General features: G+C 62.4%; 16 protein-coding genes and 2 pseudogenes. 13 read left to right on the top strand and 5 right to left on the bottom strand.

What is annotated here, in order from left to right; translation table 11 throughout:
* Positions 1-9 precede the first annotated feature (9 nt).
* Positions 10-1815, bottom strand: coding sequence for a DUF1302 domain-containing protein (locus tag H6X51_RS01230; protein ID WP_185265688.1), 1806 nt, complete (start codon positions 1813-1815; stop codon positions 10-12).
* A 482-nt stretch (positions 1816-2297) separates the two neighbouring features.
* Here H6X51_RS01230 and H6X51_RS01225 point away from each other — a divergent pair, with 482 nt between their 5' ends.
* Positions 2298-3338: a helix-turn-helix domain-containing protein gene (locus H6X51_RS01225; protein ID WP_185265687.1), complete on the top strand. Its 1041-nt coding sequence runs from the start codon at positions 2298-2300 to the stop codon at positions 3336-3338.
* 323 nt (positions 3339-3661) lie between these two features.
* On the opposite strand, the gene H6X51_RS01220 is transcribed toward H6X51_RS01225, so the two are convergent.
* Positions 3662-4501 carry a class I SAM-dependent methyltransferase gene (locus tag H6X51_RS01220; RefSeq protein ID WP_221627150.1) on the bottom strand — a complete coding sequence of 280 codons (840 nt, stop codon included), beginning with the start codon at positions 4499-4501 and terminating at the stop codon, positions 3662-3664.
* A 178-nt stretch (positions 4502-4679) separates the two neighbouring features.
* Here H6X51_RS01220 and H6X51_RS01215 point away from each other — a divergent pair, with 178 nt between their 5' ends.
* The 5 genes from H6X51_RS01215 (at position 4680) to H6X51_RS01195 (ending at position 10042) form a co-directional block, all read left to right on the top strand.
* Positions 4680-5876 carry an acyl-CoA dehydrogenase family protein gene (locus H6X51_RS01215; RefSeq protein ID WP_221627149.1) on the top strand — a complete coding sequence of 399 codons (1197 nt, stop codon included), beginning with the start codon at positions 4680-4682 and terminating at the stop codon, positions 5874-5876.
* A gap of 287 nt (positions 5877-6163) precedes the next feature.
* Positions 6164-6928 carry an SDR family NAD(P)-dependent oxidoreductase gene (locus H6X51_RS01210; protein WP_185265686.1) on the top strand — a complete coding sequence of 255 codons (765 nt, stop codon included), beginning with the start codon at positions 6164-6166 and terminating at the stop codon, positions 6926-6928.
* A gap of 106 nt (positions 6929-7034) precedes the next feature.
* Positions 7035-8084, top strand: coding sequence for a phosphotransferase (locus H6X51_RS01205; RefSeq protein WP_185265685.1), 1050 nt, complete (start codon positions 7035-7037; stop codon positions 8082-8084).
* 269 nt (positions 8085-8353) lie between these two features.
* Complete coding sequence (surE, locus tag H6X51_RS01200; protein WP_185265684.1) at positions 8354-9190, top strand: 5'/3'-nucleotidase SurE; 837 nt, start codon at positions 8354-8356, stop codon at positions 9188-9190.
* Between the two features lie 63 nt (positions 9191-9253).
* Positions 9254-10042 carry an SDR family NAD(P)-dependent oxidoreductase gene (locus H6X51_RS01195; protein ID WP_185265683.1) on the top strand — a complete coding sequence of 263 codons (789 nt, stop codon included), beginning with the start codon at positions 9254-9256 and terminating at the stop codon, positions 10040-10042.
* Positions 10043-10049: 7 nt separating this feature from the next.
* On the opposite strand, the gene hmpA is transcribed toward H6X51_RS01195, so the two are convergent.
* Positions 10050-11225 carry an NO-inducible flavohemoprotein gene (gene hmpA / locus H6X51_RS01190; protein ID WP_185265682.1) on the bottom strand — a complete coding sequence of 392 codons (1176 nt, stop codon included), beginning with the start codon at positions 11223-11225 and terminating at the stop codon, positions 10050-10052.
* A 157-nt stretch (positions 11226-11382) separates the two neighbouring features.
* On the opposite strand from hmpA, the gene norR reads away from it, so the two are divergent.
* A complete protein-coding gene (norR, locus tag H6X51_RS01185; RefSeq protein WP_185265681.1) occupies positions 11383-12930 on the top strand; it encodes a nitric oxide reductase transcriptional regulator NorR in 1548 nt (515 codons plus the stop codon).
* A 319-nt stretch (positions 12931-13249) separates the two neighbouring features.
* On the opposite strand, the gene H6X51_RS01180 is transcribed toward norR, so the two are convergent.
* A complete protein-coding gene (locus H6X51_RS01180) occupies positions 13250-15295 on the bottom strand; it encodes a TonB-dependent receptor (RefSeq protein ID WP_185265680.1) in 2046 nt (681 codons plus the stop codon).
* A 272-nt stretch (positions 15296-15567) separates the two neighbouring features.
* Between H6X51_RS01180 and H6X51_RS01175 the strand changes: the two are divergent.
* From H6X51_RS01175 to H6X51_RS01150, 6 genes and pseudogenes are all read left to right on the top strand, one after another.
* Positions 15568-17277: pseudogene (locus tag H6X51_RS01175) on the top strand (ribonucleoside triphosphate reductase); the annotation flags it as partial.
* On the top strand, positions 17274-17447 hold the full coding sequence (gene nrdD / locus H6X51_RS20205) for an anaerobic ribonucleoside-triphosphate reductase (protein ID WP_185265679.1): 174 nt from the start codon (positions 17274-17276) through the stop codon (positions 17445-17447). The pseudogene H6X51_RS01175 and the gene nrdD, both read left to right, overlap by 4 nt.
* Before the next feature lie 22 nt (positions 17448-17469).
* On the top strand, positions 17470-18036 hold the full coding sequence (locus H6X51_RS01165) for an anaerobic ribonucleoside-triphosphate reductase activating protein (RefSeq protein WP_328795599.1): 567 nt from the start codon (positions 17470-17472) through the stop codon (positions 18034-18036).
* A 351-nt stretch (positions 18037-18387) separates the two neighbouring features.
* Positions 18388-20277 carry a methyl-accepting chemotaxis protein gene (locus H6X51_RS01160; RefSeq protein WP_185265677.1) on the top strand — a complete coding sequence of 630 codons (1890 nt, stop codon included), beginning with the start codon at positions 18388-18390 and terminating at the stop codon, positions 20275-20277.
* Between the two features lie 457 nt (positions 20278-20734).
* The gene (locus H6X51_RS01155) at positions 20735-20998 is read left to right on the top strand and encodes a DUF2789 domain-containing protein (RefSeq protein WP_185265676.1); all 264 of its coding nucleotides are present in this window, start codon (positions 20735-20737) and stop codon (positions 20996-20998) included.
* A 63-nt stretch (positions 20999-21061) separates the two neighbouring features.
* Positions 21062-21861 (top strand): annotated as a pseudogene (locus H6X51_RS01150) (CHAD domain-containing protein).
* Between the two features lie 308 nt (positions 21862-22169).
* Here the strand turns inward: H6X51_RS01150 and H6X51_RS01145 are convergent.
* Positions 22170-24167 (bottom strand): peptidase U32 family protein, encoded by a 1998-nt coding sequence (locus tag H6X51_RS01145; RefSeq protein WP_185265675.1) that lies wholly within the window; start codon positions 24165-24167, stop codon positions 22170-22172.
* Between the last annotated feature and the right edge of the window lie 79 nt (positions 24168-24246).

The following is a 24246-nucleotide window of genomic DNA, read 5'->3' as shown; positions in this document are numbered from 1 at the left end:
AAAACCTGCTTAGAAGCTTACGCCGAAGCTGACGGCGGCGAAGTCGCGGTCAACCAGTGTGTTGTACTTGCCATCGAAGAAGTTGGTGTAGCTGATGCTGGCGTTGTACTTGTTGGCGTAATCGGCGTTCAGACCGAGACTGACCGACTTGGCGTTTTCGTTGAAGTTGGGGCTGTAGCCCTCAACGTCATGCGACCAGGCGATGTTCGGGCTGAGGTTGATACCGGCAATCACGTTGCTGTAGTCCAGGGACGCACGCAGGCGGTAGCCCCAGGAGAAGTCGGTGAAGAAGCCGTTGTTTTCGCACCAGCTGCTGCCGTGCGGGTTAGCTGCTGTATCGGACGAGCACACACCGTTGGCATCAGGGCTCTGGCCGAACAGGGAGTCACGACCATATTTGGTGGTGCCATTGCCGGAACCGATACCGCCGATATAGTTGGCCCCCACTTCCCCTATCAGGGACAGCCGGCTGGCGCCCATGACACGGTCAATGAAATGCACAGCGCTCATGGAAGCCTGCCAGAAGTTCTTGCGATCGTAGCCCCGGATCTCTGTACCAGGAGCGTAGACGCCTTCACGGTAGGTATTGTCGAAGTTACCATCCGGCTTGATACCAGCATGGTCCGGCAAAGCTGTACGACTCATGTCGCCAGTGTTGATCTGAAGTGGCATATTCGGGCGGAAGCTGAGTTCACCAGCAACAGACATACCACCGATGTCAGTACCAAAACTGATGCCATACAGGCGAATATCTTCAGGATGCTCGAAGAAGTAGCCAGCAGAGCCAACTGCTCCATCTATGCCTGTAACCAGATCACCAGGAGCAACGCCGCCCTTGACGTTCGAGTACAGCGGGTTGCGGCTATGGTAGTTCATCGCATAGAAGCCGAACTCAGTATTGTTCAGCTCAGGCACAAACCAGCGGAAAGCGACACCAAACTGGCCGCTATCACTGGCTTCCCTATCTTTTCGCGCCCGCACGATGTAAGGCACTGTCCCAAAGGGTGTTGCTGCAACAGGTGCGCCTTGGGGGTAGTCTTCCCCATACCAGACCAACCGATCAACACAGTTGCGCCCTACGGTATCCGTAGAGAAGAAAGTACCGCAGTTATCCGCAACAGTGCCGTGCCACTTGAGCTGATAGAAAGCCTCCATGCTCAGGTTTTCAGTCAGGCCCTGGGACAGGTACAGCATCTCAACCGGCAGCAGACCTTCCTTCAGCTCGGCGCCAGGGCGGCGGAAAGCGGAAGCATCGATCGGGTTGATGGAGTTGATGCCGTTCTGGATGAAGACACCTTCACCCCAGCTGACAACCTGACGACCCAGACGTACGTTACCCGGGTTATCACCGATGGAATAGTTGTGGTAGACAAAGGCGTCCAGCAGTTGGATGCCTGACCCTTTCTGCAGCGGGTGGCGGCCGGAATCGCTGATGTCATAGAAACGCTGGCTGCCATCCTTGGTTTCGAAGTCGTACCAGTAGTTGCCACGGATGAACGCGCCGGAGTTACCGTAGCGCATTTCCAGATCGTGGGAACCCTTGAAAATCTTGGAGAACACGTCGCCTTTCTTGTAGTTCAGGCGGCCGTCATCCGAAGTACGGGCAGCAGCCTCACCACCTTCACTGCGCAGAAAGTACAGACGCTTGTCCCGTCCTGCGGTCGACATGCTCGCACCGATCGACAGCTGCGAGTCCAGTTGCGCTTCGATTTCCCCGATATTGAAGTTAACTGCGTTTGCAGAACCTGAGAAACTGGCCAGTCCGATAGCCAGGGGCAAGGCCGCGAGCGACCAAGCATGCATTTTTTTTGTCATTGTGCTGCTCCGTTTGGGTGACATGAACCTGTGTATCAAGAGACACGTTCAGGACATTGCCGAGTCTGTCATGAGCACCATCAAAACAACCTGCCCCAAATGGCCAAATCATTTGTCCTTGACGGCCATTCACCAAACGAATCCGACCCATCAGTCATTTGAAGTCAGCTTGACCTCTGGCAAAAGGCCGCCAGGAGAGTTTGCAAGTCAAACGGATGTTTGATAAAAAAGGTGCTCTGGATTGAAGGTTGGCGCGGGAAAGCCTGCCACAGGACAAGGACTCACGATGGTGAAGGTCATTCCATCCTTTCTTTATCACCCAAACGGGTGGCTGATCTGTTGCTCTTGGCCCCACCGGCCCCATTATTTCGCCTTGCGAAACTTGATTTCGATCATTTGACTGATGAGTCACGTCATTATAGCCTAGACCGGTGAGACAGAAGATTGAACTGTCATACCTTCATGCTTTTTGAGGGAGCAGTATGCTGGGAAGCCTGAGAGAGCAGCCGCAAACGAGAATTCGCGAGCATGGCCACTGGGTCGCCATCATCGACAGGGCACTCGGGCACTATGGTGTCGCATTGGCACAATCCAGCCTTGCGTACAACCTGACCAACAGCCACCTTTCCGGCAACCCTTTCATCGAACAAGCCAATTGCAACCTGGTCTGGAGCGAAGCCGCTCGCCTTGCAGGCGATGATCTGTTCGGACTGCGCCTGCAGCGCACCTGCTCTCCCACCGTATTCAGCCTGCTCAAACTATCGGCCAGCGCCTGCCTCACCGTCGCTGCCGCCATCGAGCAGGTGGTCCGCTTCTTCCCGGTCATCAGCACCCAGGTAAAGCTGGAACTGCGCCGGGAAGCCGCCGAAGCGTCGTTGCTGCTGACCCCTATCGGACAACCTCACCCCCAGCAGGTGGAGGCGTTGATGGGTTTTCTCGGCCAGGTGCTGGGTAGCCTGGATACGTCCGGCAAGGGTTTGTTCAAGCGTGCCTCACTGCAACGTCCATCCATTGACCTGGAGCTGTGCCGGCGTTTGCTGGAGTGCGATGAGATCATCTGCGGCGCGCCCTACTCCATCGCCATGCCGCTGTCATTACTGGACCGGCCACTGCTGACCGCCGATACCTTTATATGCACCCGCCTGACCGAGACCCTACAGGACATGCTCGCCAGCCTGCCATCGCATGACCTGGTGGAGCAGGTGAAGCGGCGGGTGCAACTGCTGTTGGGCTCGGGAGATATCTCGGTGGAGCGCATCGCCTGTCCAATGAACATCAGCCCCCGCCATCTGCGGCGTAAATTGAGCCAGGCGGAGACGTCCTATGAGCAATTGGTGGATGAGGTGCGCCGGGAGACGGCGATACGCATGATCGGCGAGGGGCAGTTGTCGCTGACCAGTATTGCTTATGAATTGGGGTTTCTTGATCCGAGCAGTTTTACCCGGGCGTTTCGGCGCTGGACCAATATGAGTCCGACGAGTTTTCGGCAGCAGGTGGTGGAGGGTGCTGGGCGGGGGGAATGATGGCTCCCCCTCTCCCCAGCCCTCTCCCGCGAGGGGAGAGGGGGCTTGTCAGTGCCGGCTGGCTGTTTTCCTTGTTCCTGACAACATGAAGTTGTTTATGAGTTTTTCAGAGAAAGACCAGGGGAAATATAGTCATATTCATCGCACGATCAGCTCCCTTTCCTCGCACGGACGAAAGCGAAAAAGCTAAACACGGTTTTGCTCGCGTGAGCACTACAGAGTTCTACGTACGACCAGGAGAAATACATTCTCTCCATCGGCACCGACTGCCCCCTCTCCCCTCGCGGGAGAGGGCTGGGGAGAGGGGGAGCCAGGAGCCCCACTCACTTTTTGACAAACAACAACGTCATCCGATCACTCTCCCCGATCGCCAGGTACTGCGCCCGATTCTCATCCCCCAGACGCAAGGTCGGTGGCAAGGTCCACACGCCCTCGGGATGATTGGTGGTATCCCGTGGGTTCTGGTTGACCGGGCTGCGTGACAGCAACTCGAACCCCGCCTCCTCAGCCAATTCAACGATCAGCTCTTCGGTCACATAACCGGTGCGCACCATGGTTTCCAGGTCGGTGCCGATACGCGCCCGGTGCTCGACCAGCCCGAGCATGCCGCCGGGCTTGAGCGCGGCGTGCATCTTGGCGAACACCACTGCCGCCTCGTCCCTGCCCTGCGACAGCCAGTTATGCACATTGCGGAAGGTCAGCACCCGGTCCGCCGACTCCGGTGGGGCGATCGGGGTCTGCGGGTCGAAATTCAGGACGGTCAGTTCGACCCGGTCATAGATATCGGGTGACTTCTCCAGTTTTTCCTTATAGGCATCAAGGGATTTGCGGAAGTAGTCGACGGAGCTGTCCGGATCAAAATGCGCAGCGATGTATTTACCGTCCTCACGCAACAACGGCGCGAGGATTTCCGTGTACCAGCCACCGCCCGGCCAGATCTCGACGACGGTGTGCTGCGGTTCGACAGCGAAGAATGCCAGCGTCTGCTCGGGGTTTCTTGCCGCATCGCGCATGACGTTGCTGATTGACCGCACATGACTGCCTACGGCCTTCTTGATCAGTTCCTGCTGCTCCGGTTCCAGTTTTGGCGGGCTCACCGTTTCCTGTGCATTCACCAGGCCGGCAACGAGCAGCAAAGCGCCGCCAATCATACTCTTCAACATCATAAACTCCATGGTCTCGGGTTCCGGATACGCAGGCGACAGGCCTATCAGACTTGCTTATGCACCTCCATTCCAACTGCAGGACATGCTTTTCCAGGTGCCTGTCCCTCTATAAGGTCAGCCTCAGCCAACTACATACACTGTGGTTCAATTTACTCCGACTCTGCAAGGACCCATTATGTTCGATCTCAGCCCGCGCATTCAGGAACTGAAGCAACAGCTCGAAACCTTCATGGACGAGCACATCTACCCCAACGAGGCTCTGTTCTACGAGCAGGTGCAGCAGAACAAGTGGGGCCACCCGGCCATTCTCGAGGAGCTGAAGCAGAAGGCGCGCAGCCAGGGCCTGTGGAATCTGTTCCTGCCCGAGTCGGAGCGCGGCGCTGGCCTGACCAACGAGGAGTACGCCCACCTGTGCGAGATCATGGGCCGCGTTTCCTTCGCTGGCGAGGTGTTCAACTGCAACGCGCCGGATACCGGCAACATGGAAACCATCGAGCGCTACGGTAGCGAGGAGCACAAGGAGAAGTGGCTCAAGCCGCTGCTGGCTGGCGAGATCCGCTCCTGCTTCTCCATGACCGAGCCGGATGTGGCCTCTTCCGACGCCACCAACATCGAGTGTGAAATCCGTCGCGAAGGCGACGAGTACGTGATCAATGGCACCAAGTGGTGGTCCTCCGGAGCCATGAACGAGCATTGCAAGATCGCTATCGTCATGGGCAAGACCGACCCGAATGCACCCAAGCACCTGCAGCAGAGCATGATCCTGGTGCCGCTGGACGCCCCCGGCGTGACCGTGGTGCGTGACCTGCACGTATTCGGCTACGACCACGCGCCGCATGGCCATGCCGAGATCCGCTATGAGAACGTGCGGGTGCCGGTTTCCAACATCCTGCTGGGTGAGGGCCGCGGCTTCGAGATCGCCCAGGGCCGCCTCGGGCCAGGCCGTATCCACCACTGCATGCGCGCCATCGGTCAGGCCGAGCGTGCGCTGGAAGCCATGTGCCGCCGCGCCGCCGAGCGTGTTGCCTTCGGCAAGCCGATGTACAAGCTGGGCAGCGTGCCGGAAATGATCGCCCGTTCGCGTTGCGAGATCGACCAGGCTCGCCTGCTGACCCTGCATGCTGCCCGCAGCATGGACAAGTACGGCAACAAGGTCGCCCGCCAGCAGATCGCCATGATCAAGGCTGTGGCGCCGACCATGCTGTGCAACGTGATCGACCGTGCCATCCAGATCCATGGTGCCAAGGGCGTGTGCCAGGACAGCTTCCTCGCCTCCTCCTACGCCAAGGCCCGCACCCTGCGCCTGGCCGATGGTCCGGATGAAGTGCACCTGAATGCCATTGCCAAGCTGGAGATGGGGCAGTATCTGTAATTGCTGACGGGAACCCTGGCGCCCTCTGGGCGCCATCGCGGCGAGGCGCCGCTCCCACTGATAGTGTATTGGCGCCTTTCCCTACCGTCATTCTCGGCTTTCTACGCTCGTCATCCTCGGCGAAGGCCGAGGATCCAGGGTGCCGGTTGACTCGGAGTGGCCGGTGGATCCTTCGCCTTCGCGAAGGATGACGGGGGAAGAGACGAAGGATGGCGGGCTCCCTGTGCTGAGGATTACGGGGAAGTCTCGAGCAAGTGGATTCAACTTTTTATTGACAGGAGCTGCCCATGAGCACGCTTTTTGATCTGACCGGCAAGGTCGCCGTCATTACTGGATCGACCAAGGGTATCGGTCGTTCCATCGCTGAAGAATTCGCCAAGGCCGGCGCCCGTGTGGTCATTTCCAGCCGCAAGGCCGATGCCTGTGAAAAGGTCGCCGGCGAGCTGCAGGCCCAGGGCTTGGAGGCGCTGCCGATTCCCTGCCACGTGGGCGACAAGGCACAGCTGCAGAACCTGGTCGATACCACCATCAACACCTGGGGCAAGATCGATATCCTGGTGTGCAACGCGGCCACCAACCCGGTCTACGGTCCGACCGCCGAGGTCAGCGACGAGGCCTTCGACAAGATCATGGCGACCAACGTCAAGGGCACCTTCTGGCTGTGCAACATGGTGATCCCGCAGATGACCCGTCTGGGTGGTGGTTCCATCGTGCTGCTGTCGAGCATCGCCGGTATCCGCGCCAGCGCCAACATCGGCGTATACGGCATGTCCAAGGCCGCCGAGGCCGGGCTGGCACGCAACCTGGCACTGGAATATGGCCCGCAGAACATCCGCGTCAACGCCATTGCCCCGGGCCTGATCCGCACCGATTTCGCCCAGGCGCTGCTGGACGACCCGGACCGCCTGACCCGCGTCGAGCAGTCCCTGCCGCTGCGCCGGGTTGGCGAGCCGGTGGATATCGCTGGCGTGGCGCTGTTCCTGGCCTCCTCGGCCGGCGCCTATGTCACCGGCCAGACCATTGTCGCCGACGGTGGCGATACCATTACCTGAGTCGTTTTCGGTGAAAGGCCTGCGCCGCTGGCATATTTACCGCCACGGTGGCAGGCTTTGACAGTCCAACAACAACCATGAAACCAGATACCACGGGATCTTCTACATGAGCGAAGCCACCCTGATCGATGTGCTGTCGGCCCACCGTTTTGATGAAGCGAAACTGGCCGCCTACCTGAAAGGACGCATTCCGGGCGTTGAGCACGGCATGAACATTCAACAGTTCCAGGGTGGGCAGTCCAACCCGACCTTCCTGCTGACCATTGGCGAAAAACGCTATGTACTGCGCAAGAAGCCGCCGGGCAAGCTGCTGCCGTCGGCGCACATGGTCGAGCGCGAGTACCAGGTGATCAGTGCGCTGGGTGATACCAACGTGCCGGTGCCCACCGCCCGCCTGCTGTGCGAAGACCCCGAGGTGATCGGTACGCCGTTCTACATCATGGATCACGTTGAAGGCCGGGTGCATTCCCATCCGTTGCTGGAGAAGGTCGACATCGAACAGCGCATGCCGATCCATCGCTCGATGATCGAGACCATGGCCAAGCTGCACAATGTCGACTGGAAGGCGGTCGGGCTGGAGAACTACGGCAAGCACGAAGGCTACGTTCAGCGCCAGATCAAGCGCTGGAGCGGCCAGTTCGAGGCCAGCCGCACCGGTGACATGCCGTCCATGGATGCGCTGATGGCCTGGCTGCCGGAAAACGCGCCGCAGGACGACTTCACCACCATCGCCCACGGTGACTTCCGTATCGGCAACCTGATCCTGCACCCCGAACGCCCGGAAGTGGTTGCCATCCTCGACTGGGAACTGGCCACCCTGGGCCACCCGCTGTCGGACCTGGCCTACTGCTGCCTGCCCTATCATCAGGACACCGGTTTTGAAGGGATGCGCGGCCTCAAGGGCCTGAACCTCAAGGACTACAACGTGCCGGAAGAACAGCAGGTGCTGGACTGGTACTGCGAGTACACCGGCCGCACGGAAATCCCCAACTGGAACTTCTTCCTCGCCTTCTCCCTGTTCCGCCTGGCCGCGATCGTCCAGGGCGTGTACCACCGCGCACTGCAGGGCAACGCCAGCAACGCCGATGCGCTGGAAGTCGGCAAACGTGCCAGCTTGCTGGCCGATACCGGGTGGGAGATTGCGCAGGGTAAGTGAGTCTTGCGGGGAGATTCGAGCAGCAGCTCATACCTAAGCCAGCCGGCAGCATCGACGGCCCACTAAACCACCCCTTGTACAGCGCCCCAGGACAACACAAAGCCTCAAGCGCGAGTCACCCCTCTCCCCTCGCGGGGCGAAAGCGGGAAAAGCGAAGCACTGCTTCGCCCGCTTGAGCGCCCTGAGCTCTGCGAAGGGCCGGGGCGCGGAGCGGGGGCCGGGGGAGAGGGGGCACCATCTCACCCCCAATAAAATCAAAAGGTATCTTCATGTCCAAACCCATAAAACGCGTTCTGCTCACCAACGATGACGGCTGGCGCGGGCCCGGTCTCGAGGTCATGGAGGAAATTGCCGCACAGATCGCCGAGGAAGTGTGGATCGTCTCGCCTGATCTGGACCAGAGTGGCGTGTCCATGTCCATCTCGATCCACCACCCGCTGCGGGTTCACCAGTTCGAGGAGCGGCGCTTCAGCGTCAGCGGCACACCCAGCGACTGCGTGCTGCTCGGCGTAGCCGAACTGCTGCAGTTCAAACCGGACCTGATCCTGTCCGGCGTCAACCGGGGTGCCAATATCAGCGACTCGGTCGCCTACTCCGGCACTATCGGCGGCGCGCTGACCGGTACCCTGTTAGGCGTGCCCTCGATTGCCCTGAGCCAGGCCTTCCATTCAAGCAGTCCCGTACACTGGGAAACCGCCCGGCAGTATGGCGCACCACTGATACGCCAACTGCTGGCTACCGGCTGGCCGGAGGACTGCGCCATGAACATCAACTTCCCGGCCCGCACGCCGGAACAGGTTCGCGGGATAGCCATCTGCCGGCCGCAACGGGGCAGCATCGGCGGGGTCAAGATCGAGCGCCGGGAGGATACCCGCAACGTGCCCTATTACTGGCTCGGTTTCCAGCGCCAGACCGAGCGCATCATCGGTCGCGAGACCGACGTGGGCGCCCTGCGTGACGGTTTCATCGCCCTGTCACCGGTACGCTTCGAGCGCGGCATAGCCGACAGCTGGCAGATAGATACCGAACAGTTGGCCGACCAACTGGGTATTGATACTGCCAGCGGGGATGACTCCTCATTCGACGACCCCAGCATCAGCCACTGAACCTGTCTTTTACCGAGAACAGCTGCGCTGCCGAGCCGGTCGCAGCCACCACAGGAGATTGCAATGCAACGCTTCGATAACAGGATTGTTCTGATCACCGGTGCCGGCAGCGGTATTGGTCGTGCCACCGCCAAACGCCTGGCCAGCGAAGGTGCCCGGCTGATGCTGGTGGATCGCAATGCGGAGGGGCTGTCCCAGACGCTCGCCGAGCTGCCGGCCGGCACCGAGGTACTGCACCGGGAGCTGGATGTGAGCGATGAAGCCGCCGTCGAGCAATGCGTGGCGGATACCGTAGGCCACTTCGGCCGACTGGACGTGCTGTGTAACAACGCCGGCATCGCCGGTGGCGATTACAGCATCGCCACTGACCAGAGTCTGGAAACCTGGCAGCAGATCATCCAGGTCAACCTGTTCGGCGTGATGCTGTTCACCAAGTATGCCTCCCGTCAGATGCGCGAACAGAACGGCGGTGCGATAATCAACACCGCCTCGGTCGCCGGTATCCGTTCCGGTGCCGGGGGCAACGCCTACAGCGCTTCCAAGGCCGGGGTAATCAACTTCACCATGACCGCAGCCTGCGATCTTGGCCAGTGGAACATCCGCGTCAACGCCGTGTGCCCCGGCCTGATCGAGACCGGCATGACCCAGCGGGTATTCGACTATGCCCGGGCCAACGACAAGGAAGGCAAGCTGGGTTCACGCTGCGAACTGCGCCGCTATGGCCGCCCCGAAGAAATCGCCGGCGCCATCGCCTTCCTCGCCAGTGACGACGCCAGCTACGTCACCGGTCAGGCACTGGCCGTGGATGGCGGCAACACCGCCTCACTGAACCTGCCGGGCATGAAGTTCTAAACAGCATTCAGGCCGACAACTCCTCCAACGGCCCGAAGAACTCATAGCGCTGGTTCTCCGCCGGGATACCCAGCTCGTTCAGCAGCTTCTGGCAGCTCTGCATGAAGGGCTTGGGTCCGAGGAAGTAGACATCCACATCCTGGCTGTCGGGCAGCATGGCGCTGAGCTTCTGCTGGTCGAAGAAGCCGGTGTCATGGGCCTGGTCGCCTTCCAGCGGATCGCTGTAGACATAGCCCACCTTGAGGTTGTCATGCTGCTGCGCCAGGGCATCGACATGCTCGCGGAAGGCGTGGGTGCGGCTGTTCAACGCGCCGTGCAGGAAGTGCACCTGCCGGCCGCTCTCCAGCGCCGGCTGCAGCATGCTGATGGCCGGTGTGATGCCGACGCCACCGGTGAGCAGCACCAGCGGCCGTTGTTGCTGGTTCAGCACGAAGTTACCGCTGGGCGCGGTCAGGCGCAGCTCATCGCCGACCTGGACCCGGTCGTGCAGGAAGTTGGACACCTCCCCTTCTGCCTCACGTTTGACGCTGATGCGGTAGTGCCCCTGACCCGGACGGTCAGACAGCGAATAGTTGCGACGCAGGCTACGCCCGTCGATATCCACCACGACGCAGGTGAACTGGCCGGGCATGAACTCCGCCAGCGCGCCGCCATCGCTGGGCACCAGGTAGAAGGAGGTGATCACCTCGCTTTCCTGCTCCTTGCGCTGCACGGTGAAGCTGCGCTCGCCGCGCCAGCCGCCGGTCTTCTGCTCGTTCTGCTGGTAGCGCTGTTCCTCGGCGGCAATCAGGATATCCGCCAGTTGACCATAGGCCTCGCCCCAGGCGGCCAGCACCTCATCGCTGGCGGCGCCGAGCACTTCGCGGATCGCGGCCAGCAGGCACTCGCCGACAATCGGGTAGTGTTCCGGCTGAATATTCAGTGACACGTGCTTCTGCACGATCAGCGATACCGCATCACCCAGCACCTCCAGGCGCTCCAGGTTCGCCGCATAGGCGACCACGGCATTGGCCAGGGCCTGGGGCTGGGTGCCCTGGCGCTGGTGCGCTTCGTTGAAGTACGCCTTGACCGCCGGGTAACGCTCGAACATCAGCGGGTAGAAGACTTCGGTGATGGTGGCGGCGTGCTCGCGAACCACCGGCAGGGTGGCGGCGATGATGTCTTTACTCTGTTGGGATAGCATGGACTCTCTCTTGTTGGACATTGCTTCGGATCAAGCGGGAGTCCAGAGCATGTATCGTGCCAGAGACAAAAAATCGCGCCTTTACTGGACTTCAGCGCTGCTTGTGTATAAATAACAACATCACCTTCGATGTAGAAACAACAATCAAGTTGTATATATGACAGCAAACGACGCCTACCCGCTGCTGGCCGTGATCACCGACCTGGCCCGCGACATGGCACCTGCCGAACGCTTCGCCCAGTTGCTGGCCACCGTACGCCAGATGCTGCCCTGCGATGCCACGGCGCTGCTGCAGTTGCGCGGCACCGAGCTGATCCCGCTGGCGGTGGATGGCCTGAGTACCGATACCCTGGGCCGGCATTTCGTGGTGGATGACCACCCGCGCCTGGCGAAGATCCTGCTCAGTCACGAACCGGTGCGCTTTGCCGCCGACTCACCGCTGCCCGATCCCTACGACGGCCTGTTGCATGCGGTCGAGGGCGACCTGCATGTGCATGACTGTCTCGGCATCGCCCTGTATCTGCAGGGCATGCCCTGGGGCGTGCTGACCCTGGACGCGCTCAACGCCAACGCCTTCGACCGGATCGACCCCGGCCAGTTGCGCTATCTGGCTCGGCTGAGCGAGGCGGTGATCCGCATTACCGAGCTGACCAACCAGTTGCAGAGCCGCACCGAACATCACCAGGCGATGACCCAGGCACTGGTGGCCGACGGGCAGCAGGAACTGATCGGCCGCAGCCGGGCCATGGCGCGATTACAGCAGGAAATCGACATGGTCGCCCGCTCCGACCTGGCGGTACTGATCACCGGCGAGACCGGGGTCGGCAAGGAGCTGGTGGCGCGGCGCGTGCATGCGTTGTCCAACCGCGCCCGTGCGCCGCTGATCTATCTGAACTGCGCGGCGCTGCCGGAGAACCTGGTGGAGAGCGAGCTGTTCGGTCATACCCGCGGGGCGTTTTCCGGGGCGGTGCAGAGCCGTGTCGGCAAGTTCGAGCTGGCCCATGGCGGCACGCTGTTCCTCGATGAGGTCGGCGAACTGCCGCTGACCGTGCAACCCAAGCTGCTGCGCGCGCTGCAGAGCGGTGAGGTGCAGCGCCTGGGCAGTGACAGTCATCATCAGGTGGATGTGCGCATCATCGCCGCGAGCAACCGGGATCTGCACCGTGAAGTGGCCGAGGGGCGCTTCCGCGCCGACCTCTATCATCGCCTGGGTGTCTACCCGATTGCCGTGCCCAGTCTGCGCGAGCGGCACAAGGATGTGTTGCTGCTGGCCGGGCACTTTCTCGAACAGAACCGCCGTCGTATCGGCCTGCGCGGCCTGCGACTGGATACCAGCGCCCGCGAGGCGCTGCTGGCCTACCCCTGGCCGGGCAATGTGCGCGAACTGGAACACCTGATCAGCCGAGCGGTGCTCAAGGCTCAAGCAGGACAGGATGGCGGCCGGCGCCTGCTGACCCTGACCGCGGAGTTACTGGACCTGGGAGGCTCGCCGGTGGATGTTGCCGCCTCGGTAGTGGAGTCAGGCAGCCTCGACCTGCCCCAGCCAACTATCGGCCAGACGCTACGCGAAGCCACCGAGCGGTTCCAGGTACAACTGATCCGCCAGGCGCTGGAACGCAACGACAACAACCAGAGCCGCGCCGCCCAGGAGCTGGGCGTGGACCGCGGTAACTTTTCCCGCCTGGTGAAGCGGCTGGGGATTTGACCCAGGGTTATCGCGCCCCCGCGCGACGACAGCGAGCAACCTGCAACACCGACATCTCCGGCCAGCACCGCAGGCGTAGCGCGGGGGCGCTACACCCCCAGGGAGTGCACCGTGTGGGTATCGGGTTGTCGAGCGCCCGCTCGACGACAGCGGGCTACCTGCCACACCAACATCTCCGGCCAGCACCGCAAGGCGTAGCGCAGGCGCGCTACACCCCCAGGAGGAGCACAGTGCGGGGGTCGGGTTGTCGAGCGCCCGCTCGACGACAGCGGGCTACCTGCCACATTAACCCTCTCACAATGGGTTGCCGCGCCCCGGCTCAGAAACTCCCACTCACCGCCAACACCGCCCCCCGCCCCGGCGCAGACAGTTCCCAGCCGCTGACACCATCGGCCAGGTGCTCATGGTAGTCCTTGTCCAGCAGGTTGTTCAGGCGCAGATCCACGCGGGCGGTTTGCAGGCCGGCCAGGGCGCCGAAGCCCCAGCCCAGGCGCGCGTCCACTACGGCGTAGCCGGGGGTGGCATCTTCGCTGCCGCCGGAGAAACGGGTGGCGACGCGGTCCTGTTCGGCCACAGCACGCACGCCCAGGCGCCAGGACAGGCCCAGCTCGGCGGGCTGGCCGATGCCCAGGCGCAGTTCGTGGCCGGGCATCTGGTACAGGGGTTCGTCGTACTGTTTGTTCTCGCCGCGCAGCCAGGTGAAGCCGGTATCCAGCAGCAAGGCGCCCACCGGCAGGTCCAGGTCGCCCTCCACACCGTAGATCTCGACCTCGTCGACATTCTCGGTGCGCTTGACCGGCAGCCCCTGCTGCACCTGGCCATCGATCACCCGACCGGCGATATAGTCATCGATACGAGTATGGAACGCCGCCAACTGATAGGCGAGCGCGCCGTCCCGGCCCTTGAGACCGATCTCCAGACTGGTGGAGCGTTCCGGATCCAGTTTCGGGTTGCCGATGTGATAGTAGCCGTCGCCGCGGGCGGCATCCTCGAAACGTTCGCGCATGTCCGGCGAGCGGTAGGCCTGGCCGATATTGGCGTAGGCGTTGAGCGTGTCGGTCAATGGCTGCACCACCCCCAGCGACCAGGACAGGTTGTTGTCGCTGCTGCCCAGGCCGCTGGTCTGGGCGGCCGGGCCGGTGCCCTTCTGGCTGGCATCGCCGCTGACCCGGTCATAACGCAGCCCGGCGGTGATGCGGGTCTGGCCGATGCTGAAATCATCCTGCACGAAGACCCCGAGTGAGGTCATCTCGCCATTCTCGAACGGGTTGTTCAGCTGACGCACGCCGGTCGGTGATGGCGACATGTAGCGCTCCGGATCAGCTGTCATGCGCCAGCCTTCAGCCCCCAGGGTCAACTGGTGGTTGTCACCGATCGCCGCTAGCCAGCTGCTGCGCAGGCCGTGGGTGGTGAAATCGACGTCGTTCTCCACATAGTTGCGGCGCAGGTTGGATGACCAGGCACGGATCTCGCGGTAGACCTCCTGACGATAGACCTCGGTCATCAGCGTGCCCGAGCCCAAGGGCGCATCCAGCCCCAGGGAGTACAGCTCGCGGGTCTGCTTCGGCGAGTGCATGGTGATCTCGCCCAGGTGAGCCTGGGCCGCCGGCGCGGTCTTGCGCGAGCCGGGATACCAGACGTCGCGGTCATCATGGCGCTGCAGGTTCAGGCGCAGCACATAGTCGTCGGCGATCTTCTGCTTATACTTGAGCAGCAGGCTGTTGGAACGGTAACCGGTATCCTGCTCGGTACCCTCGGGACTTTTGTAATCATCCACGTTGCTGCCTGCAGCACCGACCAACAGGCCATGGGTCGGACCGGAGTCCTCCAGTATCAGGGCGCCGCTGAGAGCATCGTCGACGCTGCCGGCACTGACGCCGAAGCGGCCGCCCTGCCGGCGCTGGTCAGTGAATTTCGCCTGAGGTGTCAGCACGTTGACCACCCCGCCCATGGCGCCGCTGCCGTACAGCACCGAGCCCGGCCCCTTGACCACTTCTACCCGCTCCACCAGGCCCAGGTCACTGAAGGAGGCCAGCGCGCCCTGGGGTTGCGCAGAGTTGACCCGCACCCCATCGACCATCAGCACCACGCTTTCCTTCTTCAGGCCACGCAGTACTGGATTCTGCCCCCAGGCACCATCGCTGTGCACCGCCAACCCCGGCTCGCCACGGAACAGACTGCCGAGGGCTTCGGCACTGACCGGCTGCGGTTGCAACAGCTCGATGGCCTGGGGCGTGTCCTGGGCACCGGCTGCATAGCCCTTGGCGGTAACAACGGTGGGTTGCAGCTCCAGCTGCTCGGCCCAGGCGGCACAACTGCCCAGGGCCAGGCAGGCCAGAGCCAGGAGTTTGGGTTGAAAAGGCATGGGTGACTCCCTGAAGACTATCGGCGAACAGCCGGCGATATGAACGGGAGCAAGTATGCGCCTTATGAGAATGATTATTACTTGACAAATATCAAGTCAGCGGTCGGCGCGGGAGAAATCAGCAGATTTGATCTTCGTCAAAGATGACCGAGGGTCAGGCACATATAGTGCGCACAACACCGACACATACAACATATTGTGTCACCAAGCAAAAAACACCCAACCCGCAGAGGCAATGCATGTCAGCTTCCACTTCCTTCGGTATGGCCGGCCGCACCTACCTGGACGTCGCCAGCACCATCGATGAATACCTGAACCGCCAGGACTGGCGGGTCAATGCCAATGCCAACCAGGGCTACTCCCTGGGTGGGCTGATTCTCAACAGTGCCGGCAAGATCATCGCCAACTACTGGCTCAGCCATGTGTACCCGATTGAGATCGGCCAGGCCCACCGCGACGGCGATATCCATATCCACGACCTGGACATGCTCAGCGGCTACTGCGCCGGCTGGTCGCTGCGCACGCTGCTCAACGAGGGACTCAATGGCATTCCCGGGCAGATCGAGTCGGCGCCGCCCAGGCATATGTCCAGCGCTGTAGGGCAGATCGTCAACTTCCTCGGCACCCTGCAGAACGAATGGGCCGGCGCCCAGGCGTTCAGCTCCTTCGATACCTACATGGCGCCCTTCGTGCGCAAGGATCGGCTCGACTACCGGCAGGTGCGCCAGTACATGCAGGAGCTGATCTACAACCTCAACGTCCCATCGCGCTGGGGTACCCAGACGCCCTTCACCAACCTGACCTTCGACTGGGTCTGCCCGGAGGACCTGCGCGAGCAGGTGCCGGTGATCGGCGGTGAGGAGATGCCCTTCTGCTACGGCGAGCTGCAGGAGGAGATGGACATGATCAACCGTGCCTATATCGAGGTGATGAGCCAGGGCGACGCCAAGGGGCGGGTGTTCACCTTCCCGATCCCGACCTACAACATCACCCACGACTTCCCCTGGCACAGCGAGAATGCCGAGCGACTGTTCGCCATGACCGCGAAGTACGGCCTGCCCTACTTTCAGAACTTCCTCAACTCGGAGCTGCAGCCGAACATGGTGCGCTCCATGTGCTGCCGCCTGCAACTGGACCTGCGCGAGCTGCTCAAGCGCGGCAATGGGCTGTTCGGCTCGGCGGAACAGACCGGATCGCTGGGCGTGGTGACGGTCAACTGCGCGCGCCTGGGCTATCTGCACAAGGGTGATGAGGTAGGCCTGCTGCAGGCGCTGGATCGGTTGCTGGAACTGGGCCGTGACAGCCTCGAACTCAAGCGCGAGGTGATCCAGCGGCATATGGATGCCGGGCTGTTCCCCTATACCAGGCGCTACCTGGGCACCCTGAGAAACCACTTCTCCACCCTGGGCGTCAACGGCATCAACGAGATGATCCGCAACTTCACCGACAACGCGCGGGACATCACCGATCCGGAGGGTCATGCCATGGCCATCCGCCTGCTGGACCATGTGCGCGGGCGCATGACCGAATTCCAGGAGCAGACCGGGCACATGTACAACCTCGAAGCCACACCGGCCGAGGGCACCACCTACCGCTTCGCCAAGGAGGATCGCAAGCGCTTCCCCGACATCCTGCAGGCCGGCACGGCGGACAAGCCCTATTACACCAACTCGTCGCAACTGCCGGTCGGTTTCACCAGCGATCCGTTCGAGGCACTGCAGCGCCAGGAGCCGTTGCAGCAGAAGTACACCGGCGGTACCGTGCTGCACCTGTACATGGCCGAGCCGCTAGCCAGTGCTGATGCCTGCCGACGGCTGGTACAACGGGCGCTGGCTAACTACCGGCTGCCCTACCTGACCATTACCCCGACCTTTTCCATCTGCCCGCACCACGGTTATCTGAGTGGCGAACACGAGTTCTGCCCCAAGTGTGATGCGGACATCCTGCAGCAAAAAGCCAAAACCCAAGGAGAAACAGCATGAACAAGCAAGCCATCACCACTCTGCATGACCATGAACGCGTACGTTGCGAGGTCTGGACCCGGGTCATGGGCTACCACCGCCCAGTGTCCTCCTGGAACCCCGGCAAGCAGTCGGAGCACCAAGAGCGGCAGTTCTTCCAGCCGCAGGCCACAGCCAGCAATGGCTGCTGATACGCTCCGGGTGGGGGGCCTGGTGCCCCTCACCAGCATCGACTACCCCGGCGAACTCGCCGCGGTGGTCTTTACCCAGGGTTGCGCATGGCGCTGTGTGTACTGCCACAACCCCGATCTGCTGCCGGCACGCGGTGACAGCGAGATACCCTGGAGCCAGATAATCGAGTTCCTCGACAACCGCCGCGGGCTGCTCGATGCGGTGGTGTTTTCCGGCGGCGAGCCGACCTTCCAGGCCGCGTTGCCGCAGGCCATCGAACAGGTACGGGACATGGGCTTCAAGATCGGCCTGCACAGCGCCGGCATCTACCCGCGCAAGCTGGAAAGGCTGCTGCCACTGATCGACTGGATCGGCCTCGACGTGAAGGCCAGGCAAGCTGATTACCATCTGATCACCCGCACCCGCGACAGCGGCGAAGCCGCCTGGCACAGCGCCGAACTGGTACTGGCCAGCGGCGTGCCCCACCAGTTCCGCATCACCGCCCACCCCGACTGGCTGGATGACAGCGATGCACAGTGGGTGCGCCAGCGGCTGCTGGCGATGGGCGCGAGTTCGGTGGTGATACAGCAGGGGCGTTTGCACGGCTAAAGCCTCCACCCCGAGTTGTCTAGCGCCTCAGGCCGCAATCGGGCCGGGCTGCGATCAGCTCGACGACAGCTAACTGCCGCCACACCAGCGTTTCCCCTCAACTACGCCAGGCGTAGCGCAGGGGCGCTACACCCCCAGGGGCACACCGTGCGGATGTCGGGTTGTCGAGCCCCCGCTCGACGACAGTGGACTGCCAGCCACGCCGGCGCTTCCCTCAACTCCGCCAGGCGCGGCCCGGGGCTACACCCCCAGCCCGCGCCCCCACCGCTCAAGTCTGCCGCTTACCTGCCGATATGGAGTAAACCTTGCAAAGTCATAGAGAGGCCAGTTGAACCGGCCCCGGGATCGCCCATGCTCAATCATCTGAAGTTCAGCCACAAGATACTGCTCGCCGCCTCGCTGGTCGTGGTGGCGACCTTCTCCATGTTCACGCTGTACAACGACTACCTGCAGCGCAACTTCATCCGCACCAACCTGACCAACTACCTCGGCGATGTCGGCGACACCACCAGTCAATATATCCAGAGCTGGATTGCCGGACGCCTGTTGCTGCTGGAAAACACCGCCCAGACCGTCGCCCGCCAGGACGACACCCCCACGATCGGCGCCCTGATGGCGCAACCGGCGCTGCGCTCGACCTTCACCAACAGCTTCTTCGGTCGTAGCGACGGTGAGTTCATCGTCCGCCCCGAGCAGCCGCTGCCGGACGATTTCGACCCACGCCCGCGCCCCTGGTACCAGGCGGCGATTGCCGCCAACGGCACCACCCTGACCGAACCCTATGTGGATACCGGCACCAACCAACTGGTGATCACCGCTACCCTGCCGGTCCAGCGCAGCGGCCAGACCATTGGCGTGGCCGGCGGCGACCTGAGCCTGCAGACGCTGGTGGACATGATCAACGCCCAGGACTTCGACGGTATGGGCTATGCCTTCCTGGTCAATGGCAACGGCAAGATACTGGTTCACCCCGACCAGCGCGTGGTGATGAAAACCCTCGCCGAGCTGTACCCCAACGACAACCTGAGCATCTCGCGCGACCTGCAGGACGTGACGCTGGACGGCGTCGAGCGCATCCTGACCTTCGTACCGGTGCGCGGTCTGCCGTCGGTCGATTGGCATATCGGCGTCCTGGTGGACCGCAACGAGGCCTACTCGGCGCTGTCGGAGTTTCGCGCTTCCGCCTTGGTGGCGGTGCTGGTGTCGGTGGTGTTCATCATCCTCCTGCTCGGCCTGCTGATCCGGGTACTGATGCGCCCGCTCACCGCGATGGGCCAAGCCATGGCCAACATAGCCGAGGGCGAAGGCGATCTGACCCGCCGGCTGGCGGTCGATTCCCGGGATGAGTTCGGCGAGCTGGCCAGTGCTTTCAACCGCTTCGTCGAGCGTATCCATGCGTCGATCAGCGAAGTGTCCTCGGCCACGGCCCAGGTCAATGCGGTGGCCGCCCAGGTACTGAGCGCTTCGAACTCGTCCATGGCCAATTCCGATGAACAGGCGCTGCGCACCAACAGCGTCGCCGCAGCGATCAACGAACTGGGCGCCGCCGCCCAGGAAATCGCCAGCAACGCCGCGCATGCCTCGCATCAGGCCAGCGACGCGCGGCAACAGGCAGACGGCGGGCGCGAGGTGGTCGAGCAGAATATCCGCGCCATGCAGCAGCTTTCAGAAAAGATCAGCGATTCCTGCGTACGCATCGAGGCGCTGAGCCAGAAAACCGTCAACATCAACCACATTCTCGAGGTTATTCGCGGCATTTCCGAACAGACCAACCTGCTGGCGCTGAACGCCGCCATCGAAGCGGCCCGCGCCGGTGAGGCCGGGCGTGGCTTCGCCGTGGTGGCCGACGAGGTGCGCAACCTGGCCCACCGCACCCAGGTGTCGGCCGAGGAAATCCACCAGATGATCGCCGAGCTGCAGGTCGACGCCGGTGACTCGGTCAACGCCATGACCGAGAGCCAGCAGGAAAGCGAACACAGCGTGAGCATCGCCAACCAGGCCGGCGAGCGTCTGGTCAGCGTGACCGGGCGAATCGGCGAGATCGATGCCATGAACCAGTCGGTGGCCGCCGCCACCGAGGAGCAGACCAACGTCATCGAGTCGCTGAATGTCGACATCACCGAGATCAACACCCTGAACCAACAGGGCGTGGACAACCTGCAATCGACCCTGCAGGCCTGCTCCGAACTCGACCGCCAGACCACCCGGCTCAAGCAGTTGGTGGACAGCTTCCGTATCTGAGCCTGCGTGCTCGGGCGGGAGTCCTCTGGGGGTGTAGTGCCCCGCGCTACGCCTTGCCAAGCCTGCCGGGCAGCCCTGAAGATGCTGGCCGTCGTCGAGCAGGGGCTCGACAACCCGACACTCGCACGACGCCCCCCTGGGGGTGTAGCGCCCCTGCGCTACGCCTTGCCGAGTCTGCCGAGCGGCCCTGAAGATACTGGCCGCTGTCGTCGAGCTGATCGCAGCCCGGTCAACGTGACCCGGTCCAATCGCGGCCCGAGGTGCTCGACAACCCGACACCCGTACGGTGCACCCCTGGGGGTGTAGCGCCCCGGTCCGCGTTCGGGCGCTACGCTTGACGGGCTTGAAGAAAAACGCCGACATTGCCGGCAATCCGGCGCCTGATAAGCAACAGGCAACTTGCTTTCCCCGGCCAACGAGATAGGTTAGATATCAAGACCTATCAAGGGGAGTAGACATGAACGATACCGAAGTGAGAATGACCAACCTGTTCCTGCAACTGGGCCTGGACGCCAGCGAGCCGGCCATCGCCGAGTTCATCAAGACCCACCAACTGCCCGCCGACATGGCTCTCACCGACGCACCCTACTGGAACGACGGCCAGCGCCAGTTCCTGAGCGAACAGCTCAAGGCCGATGCCACTTGGGCGCTGGTGGTCGACCAGTTGAGCGAGTCGCTGCATGAGGATGCGGTCAAGGCCAGGAGTGAGGGCGCGTCCTGACGCGCTTCGCTCAATCTCTGCTAGCCTCAACCGGGTTCATTTCACAACCGGGCTGGATGAGCCATGTTCCTGGACAGCTACGTAACAGAGATTCGCAGCCTCGAAACGGCATTGCTGAAAGCCCACGAGCGTCTGGCAGTTGAAGCCGACGATGAGGCACTGCATGACCTGCGCATTGCGGTAAGGCGCATCCGCAGCCTGATCGCCCGCTCCGCTCACTGCCGGAAAACCAAGCCCTGCGCGAAGCGGCGACCGAGGTGGGTCGGCTGACCACCCCGACCCGGGACCTGGAAGTACTGATCGCCGAACTGCACCAGCGCGGCGAACATGCGCTGGCCCAGGCCCGCCTGCCCCAGCTGGAGGTACAGCACCGGCAGATCGTCGAGGCGCCGCAACTGACCCGGCTGTTCAACCAACTGCAACAATGGCCGGCGGCCTTCCAGGCATCCGGACTGGGCGGGGACTCGCGCAAGCTCAAGCGCACCATCCGCAAGGCTCTCGACAGGCAGGTTGGCAAGCTGCACAAAGCGCTGGATGATGCCGACTTCGACCGCCACCGCCTGCGCATCCTGGTCAAACGCACCCGCTATCTCACCGATGCCTTCCCGTCGTTGTCCCCACTGTCCAGCAAGGCCACCAAATCACTGAAAAAAGCCCAGGCCGCACTGGGCGCCTGGCATGACCATTACCAGTGGCTGCTCAGGAGCCAGCAGGAAAGCGATCTGCAGGTGCTAGAGCCGGCATGGGAGGAGGCAGCAGAGCAGGAACTGGCGGAAGCCGAAACGCTGCTGCGCAAGCTGGCGAAGGTATTGCCGAACCACAAGAAGAAGCGCTCCGGGAAAAAAGCTAAGAAACGCCAGTGATTCCGTCTGGTCCGCAAGGCGCAGCGCCCGAACGCGGACCGGGGCGCTACACCCCATCACAGGGCACAGACCTCGGGTTGTCGAGCGCCTCGGGCCGCGATCGACTCGGCGACAGCGGATTGCCAGCAACGCCAGCATTTCCCTGCAAGTCCGCCAGGCGTAGCGCAGGCGCGCTACACCCCCAGGGGTACACCGTGCGGGTGTCGGGTTGTCGAGCCCCCGCTCGACGACAGCGGACTGCCAGCAACGCCAGCGTTTTCCCTGAAGTCCGCCAGGCGTAGCGCAGGGGCACTCTGGCGCCAGATCAATCAGTGCGGTGCGCGGCGGATGGTCTTGAGCAAATCTTCCGGTGTGATAGAGCCAACGATATTGCGCCCACTACCCGGCTGCGGCAGGTTGAGGATATTGCCCTTGATCTTGCCGATCACATGCATCTCGCAGGGTTTGCAGTCGAACTTCAGCGTCAGCACCTCATCGCCATGCACCAGTTGCATGGGCGCGACCTTGGTACGTACACCGGTCACTCCCTTGGCCTGTTTCGGGCACAGGTTGAAGGAGAAACGCAGGCAGTGCTTGGTGATCATCACCGGCACTTCCCCGGTTTCCTCATGCGCCTCGTAGGCCGCATCGATCAACTCCACTCCGTAGCGCTGGTAGAAGGCGCGCGCCTTGTGATTGTAGACGTTGGCCAGGAAGGTCAGGTGCGACTGCGGGTACACCGGCGGCGGCTCGCTGACCGGTTTGCGGTGGCCATGCGGGAAAGCCGCGATACGTGCCTGGCTGAGCTGATCGATGACGTCACGGCGCAGGGCCTTGAGCTGCGAGTTGGGCACGAAGGGCACGAAGTCGCCGAGGATCTCCGCCTGTTCGGCGTGATAGCTGGTGGTGCCCAGCTGACCAAGCAGATCGCGTAGCTGATCCAGTGCCTTCTCCGGCTGTTTGGCCGACTCGAATGGCCCGGCCAGCTCACTGCTGGCGCGAATCCCTTCTTCGCTGGAGGCAGTCAACTTGAGGCTGTCGGCGGACAGCTCGACCTGCCAGCGCAAACCGATGCGCCGCTCCGCCGAGACTTTCTGCAAGGCTTGCTGCCAGTTGTGATCCAGGTTGCGACTCAGCGTCTGCGGCAGTCGCGCCCGGCGCAGTTGCTCGGGCATCTCGTTGGGCTCGATGCGGTATTGCCAGCGCGGCTGGCCGTCCTCCTCGAACTGGCTCAGTTGCTGCGCGACGTTGGCGCGGAAGCCCACCACCTCGCGTTTGACCAGCACGTTCAGCCCGTCGCCGTTGGACAGAGGCTCATGGGTCACCGCCAGCAGGTCATTCTTGCGCACCTGCTGCAGCTCGCCGACCACCAAGCCGGTGAAGGTCGGCGAGTCGAAGGCACCAATATCAATCTTGCGGTCGGTGACGAAATAATCGGTGCTGCCGCGATGGAAGGTCTTGTCCGGGTCGGGCACGAAGAAATGCGCGGTACGGCCGCTGGAGGCGCGGGCCAGGTCGGGGCGCTGCTCGAGAATCTCATCCAGGCGCTGGCGATAATAGGCGGTGATGTTCTTCACATAGCCGACATCCTTGTAACGCCCCTCGATCTTGAACGAACGCACGCCGGCATCGACCAGAGCGCGCAGGTTGGCACTCTGGTTGTTGTCCTTCATCGACAGCAGGTGCTTTTCATAGGCGACCACGCCGCCATGTTCATCCTTGAGCGTATAGGGCAGGCGACAGGCCTGGGAGCAGTCGCCGCGGTTGGCACTGCGTCCGGTCTGCGCGTGGGAGATATTGCACTGCCCGGAAAAGGCCACGCACAGGGCGCCATGGATAAAGAACTCGATGGTTGAGTCGACCTGCTGGTGGATGGCGCTGATCTGCTGCAGGTTCAACTCGCGGGCCAGCACCAGCTGCGAGAAACCGGCACGGTCGAGAAAGGCGGCCTTGTCCAGCGTGCGGATATCGCATTGAGTGCTGGCATGGATCTCGATCGGCGGGATATCCAGCTCCATGATGCCCATGTCCTGCACGATCAGCGCATCCACACCGGCGTCGTACAGCTGGTGGATCAGTTGGCGTGCCGGCTCCAGCTCGTCGTCATGCAGGATGGTATTGAGCGTGACGAAGATGCGCACATGGAACAGCCGGGCAAAACGCACCAGCTCGGCGATATCGGCAACGCTGTTTTCGGCATTGTGCCGAGCACCGAAACTCGGGCCGCCGATATACACCGCATCGGCGCCATGCAGGATGGCCTCGCGGGCGATGGTGACATCCCGGGCCGGGCTGAGCAGTTCGAGATGGTGCTTGGGTAGGGGCATGGACAGGACCGCCGGAGTGGAAAAACGGCAGATTGTAGCTGTTACCGCAGAATGCTGCACGATCAGGTGATGTGCGGCC

Source organism: Halopseudomonas xiamenensis (genome assembly GCF_014219065.1).
In the GTDB taxonomy this organism is placed as follows: Bacteria; Pseudomonadota; Gammaproteobacteria; order Pseudomonadales; family Pseudomonadaceae; genus Halopseudomonas; species Halopseudomonas xiamenensis.
Note: the sequence above shows the minus strand (reverse complement) of the source record. Positions and strands in the feature narration are given on the sequence as shown.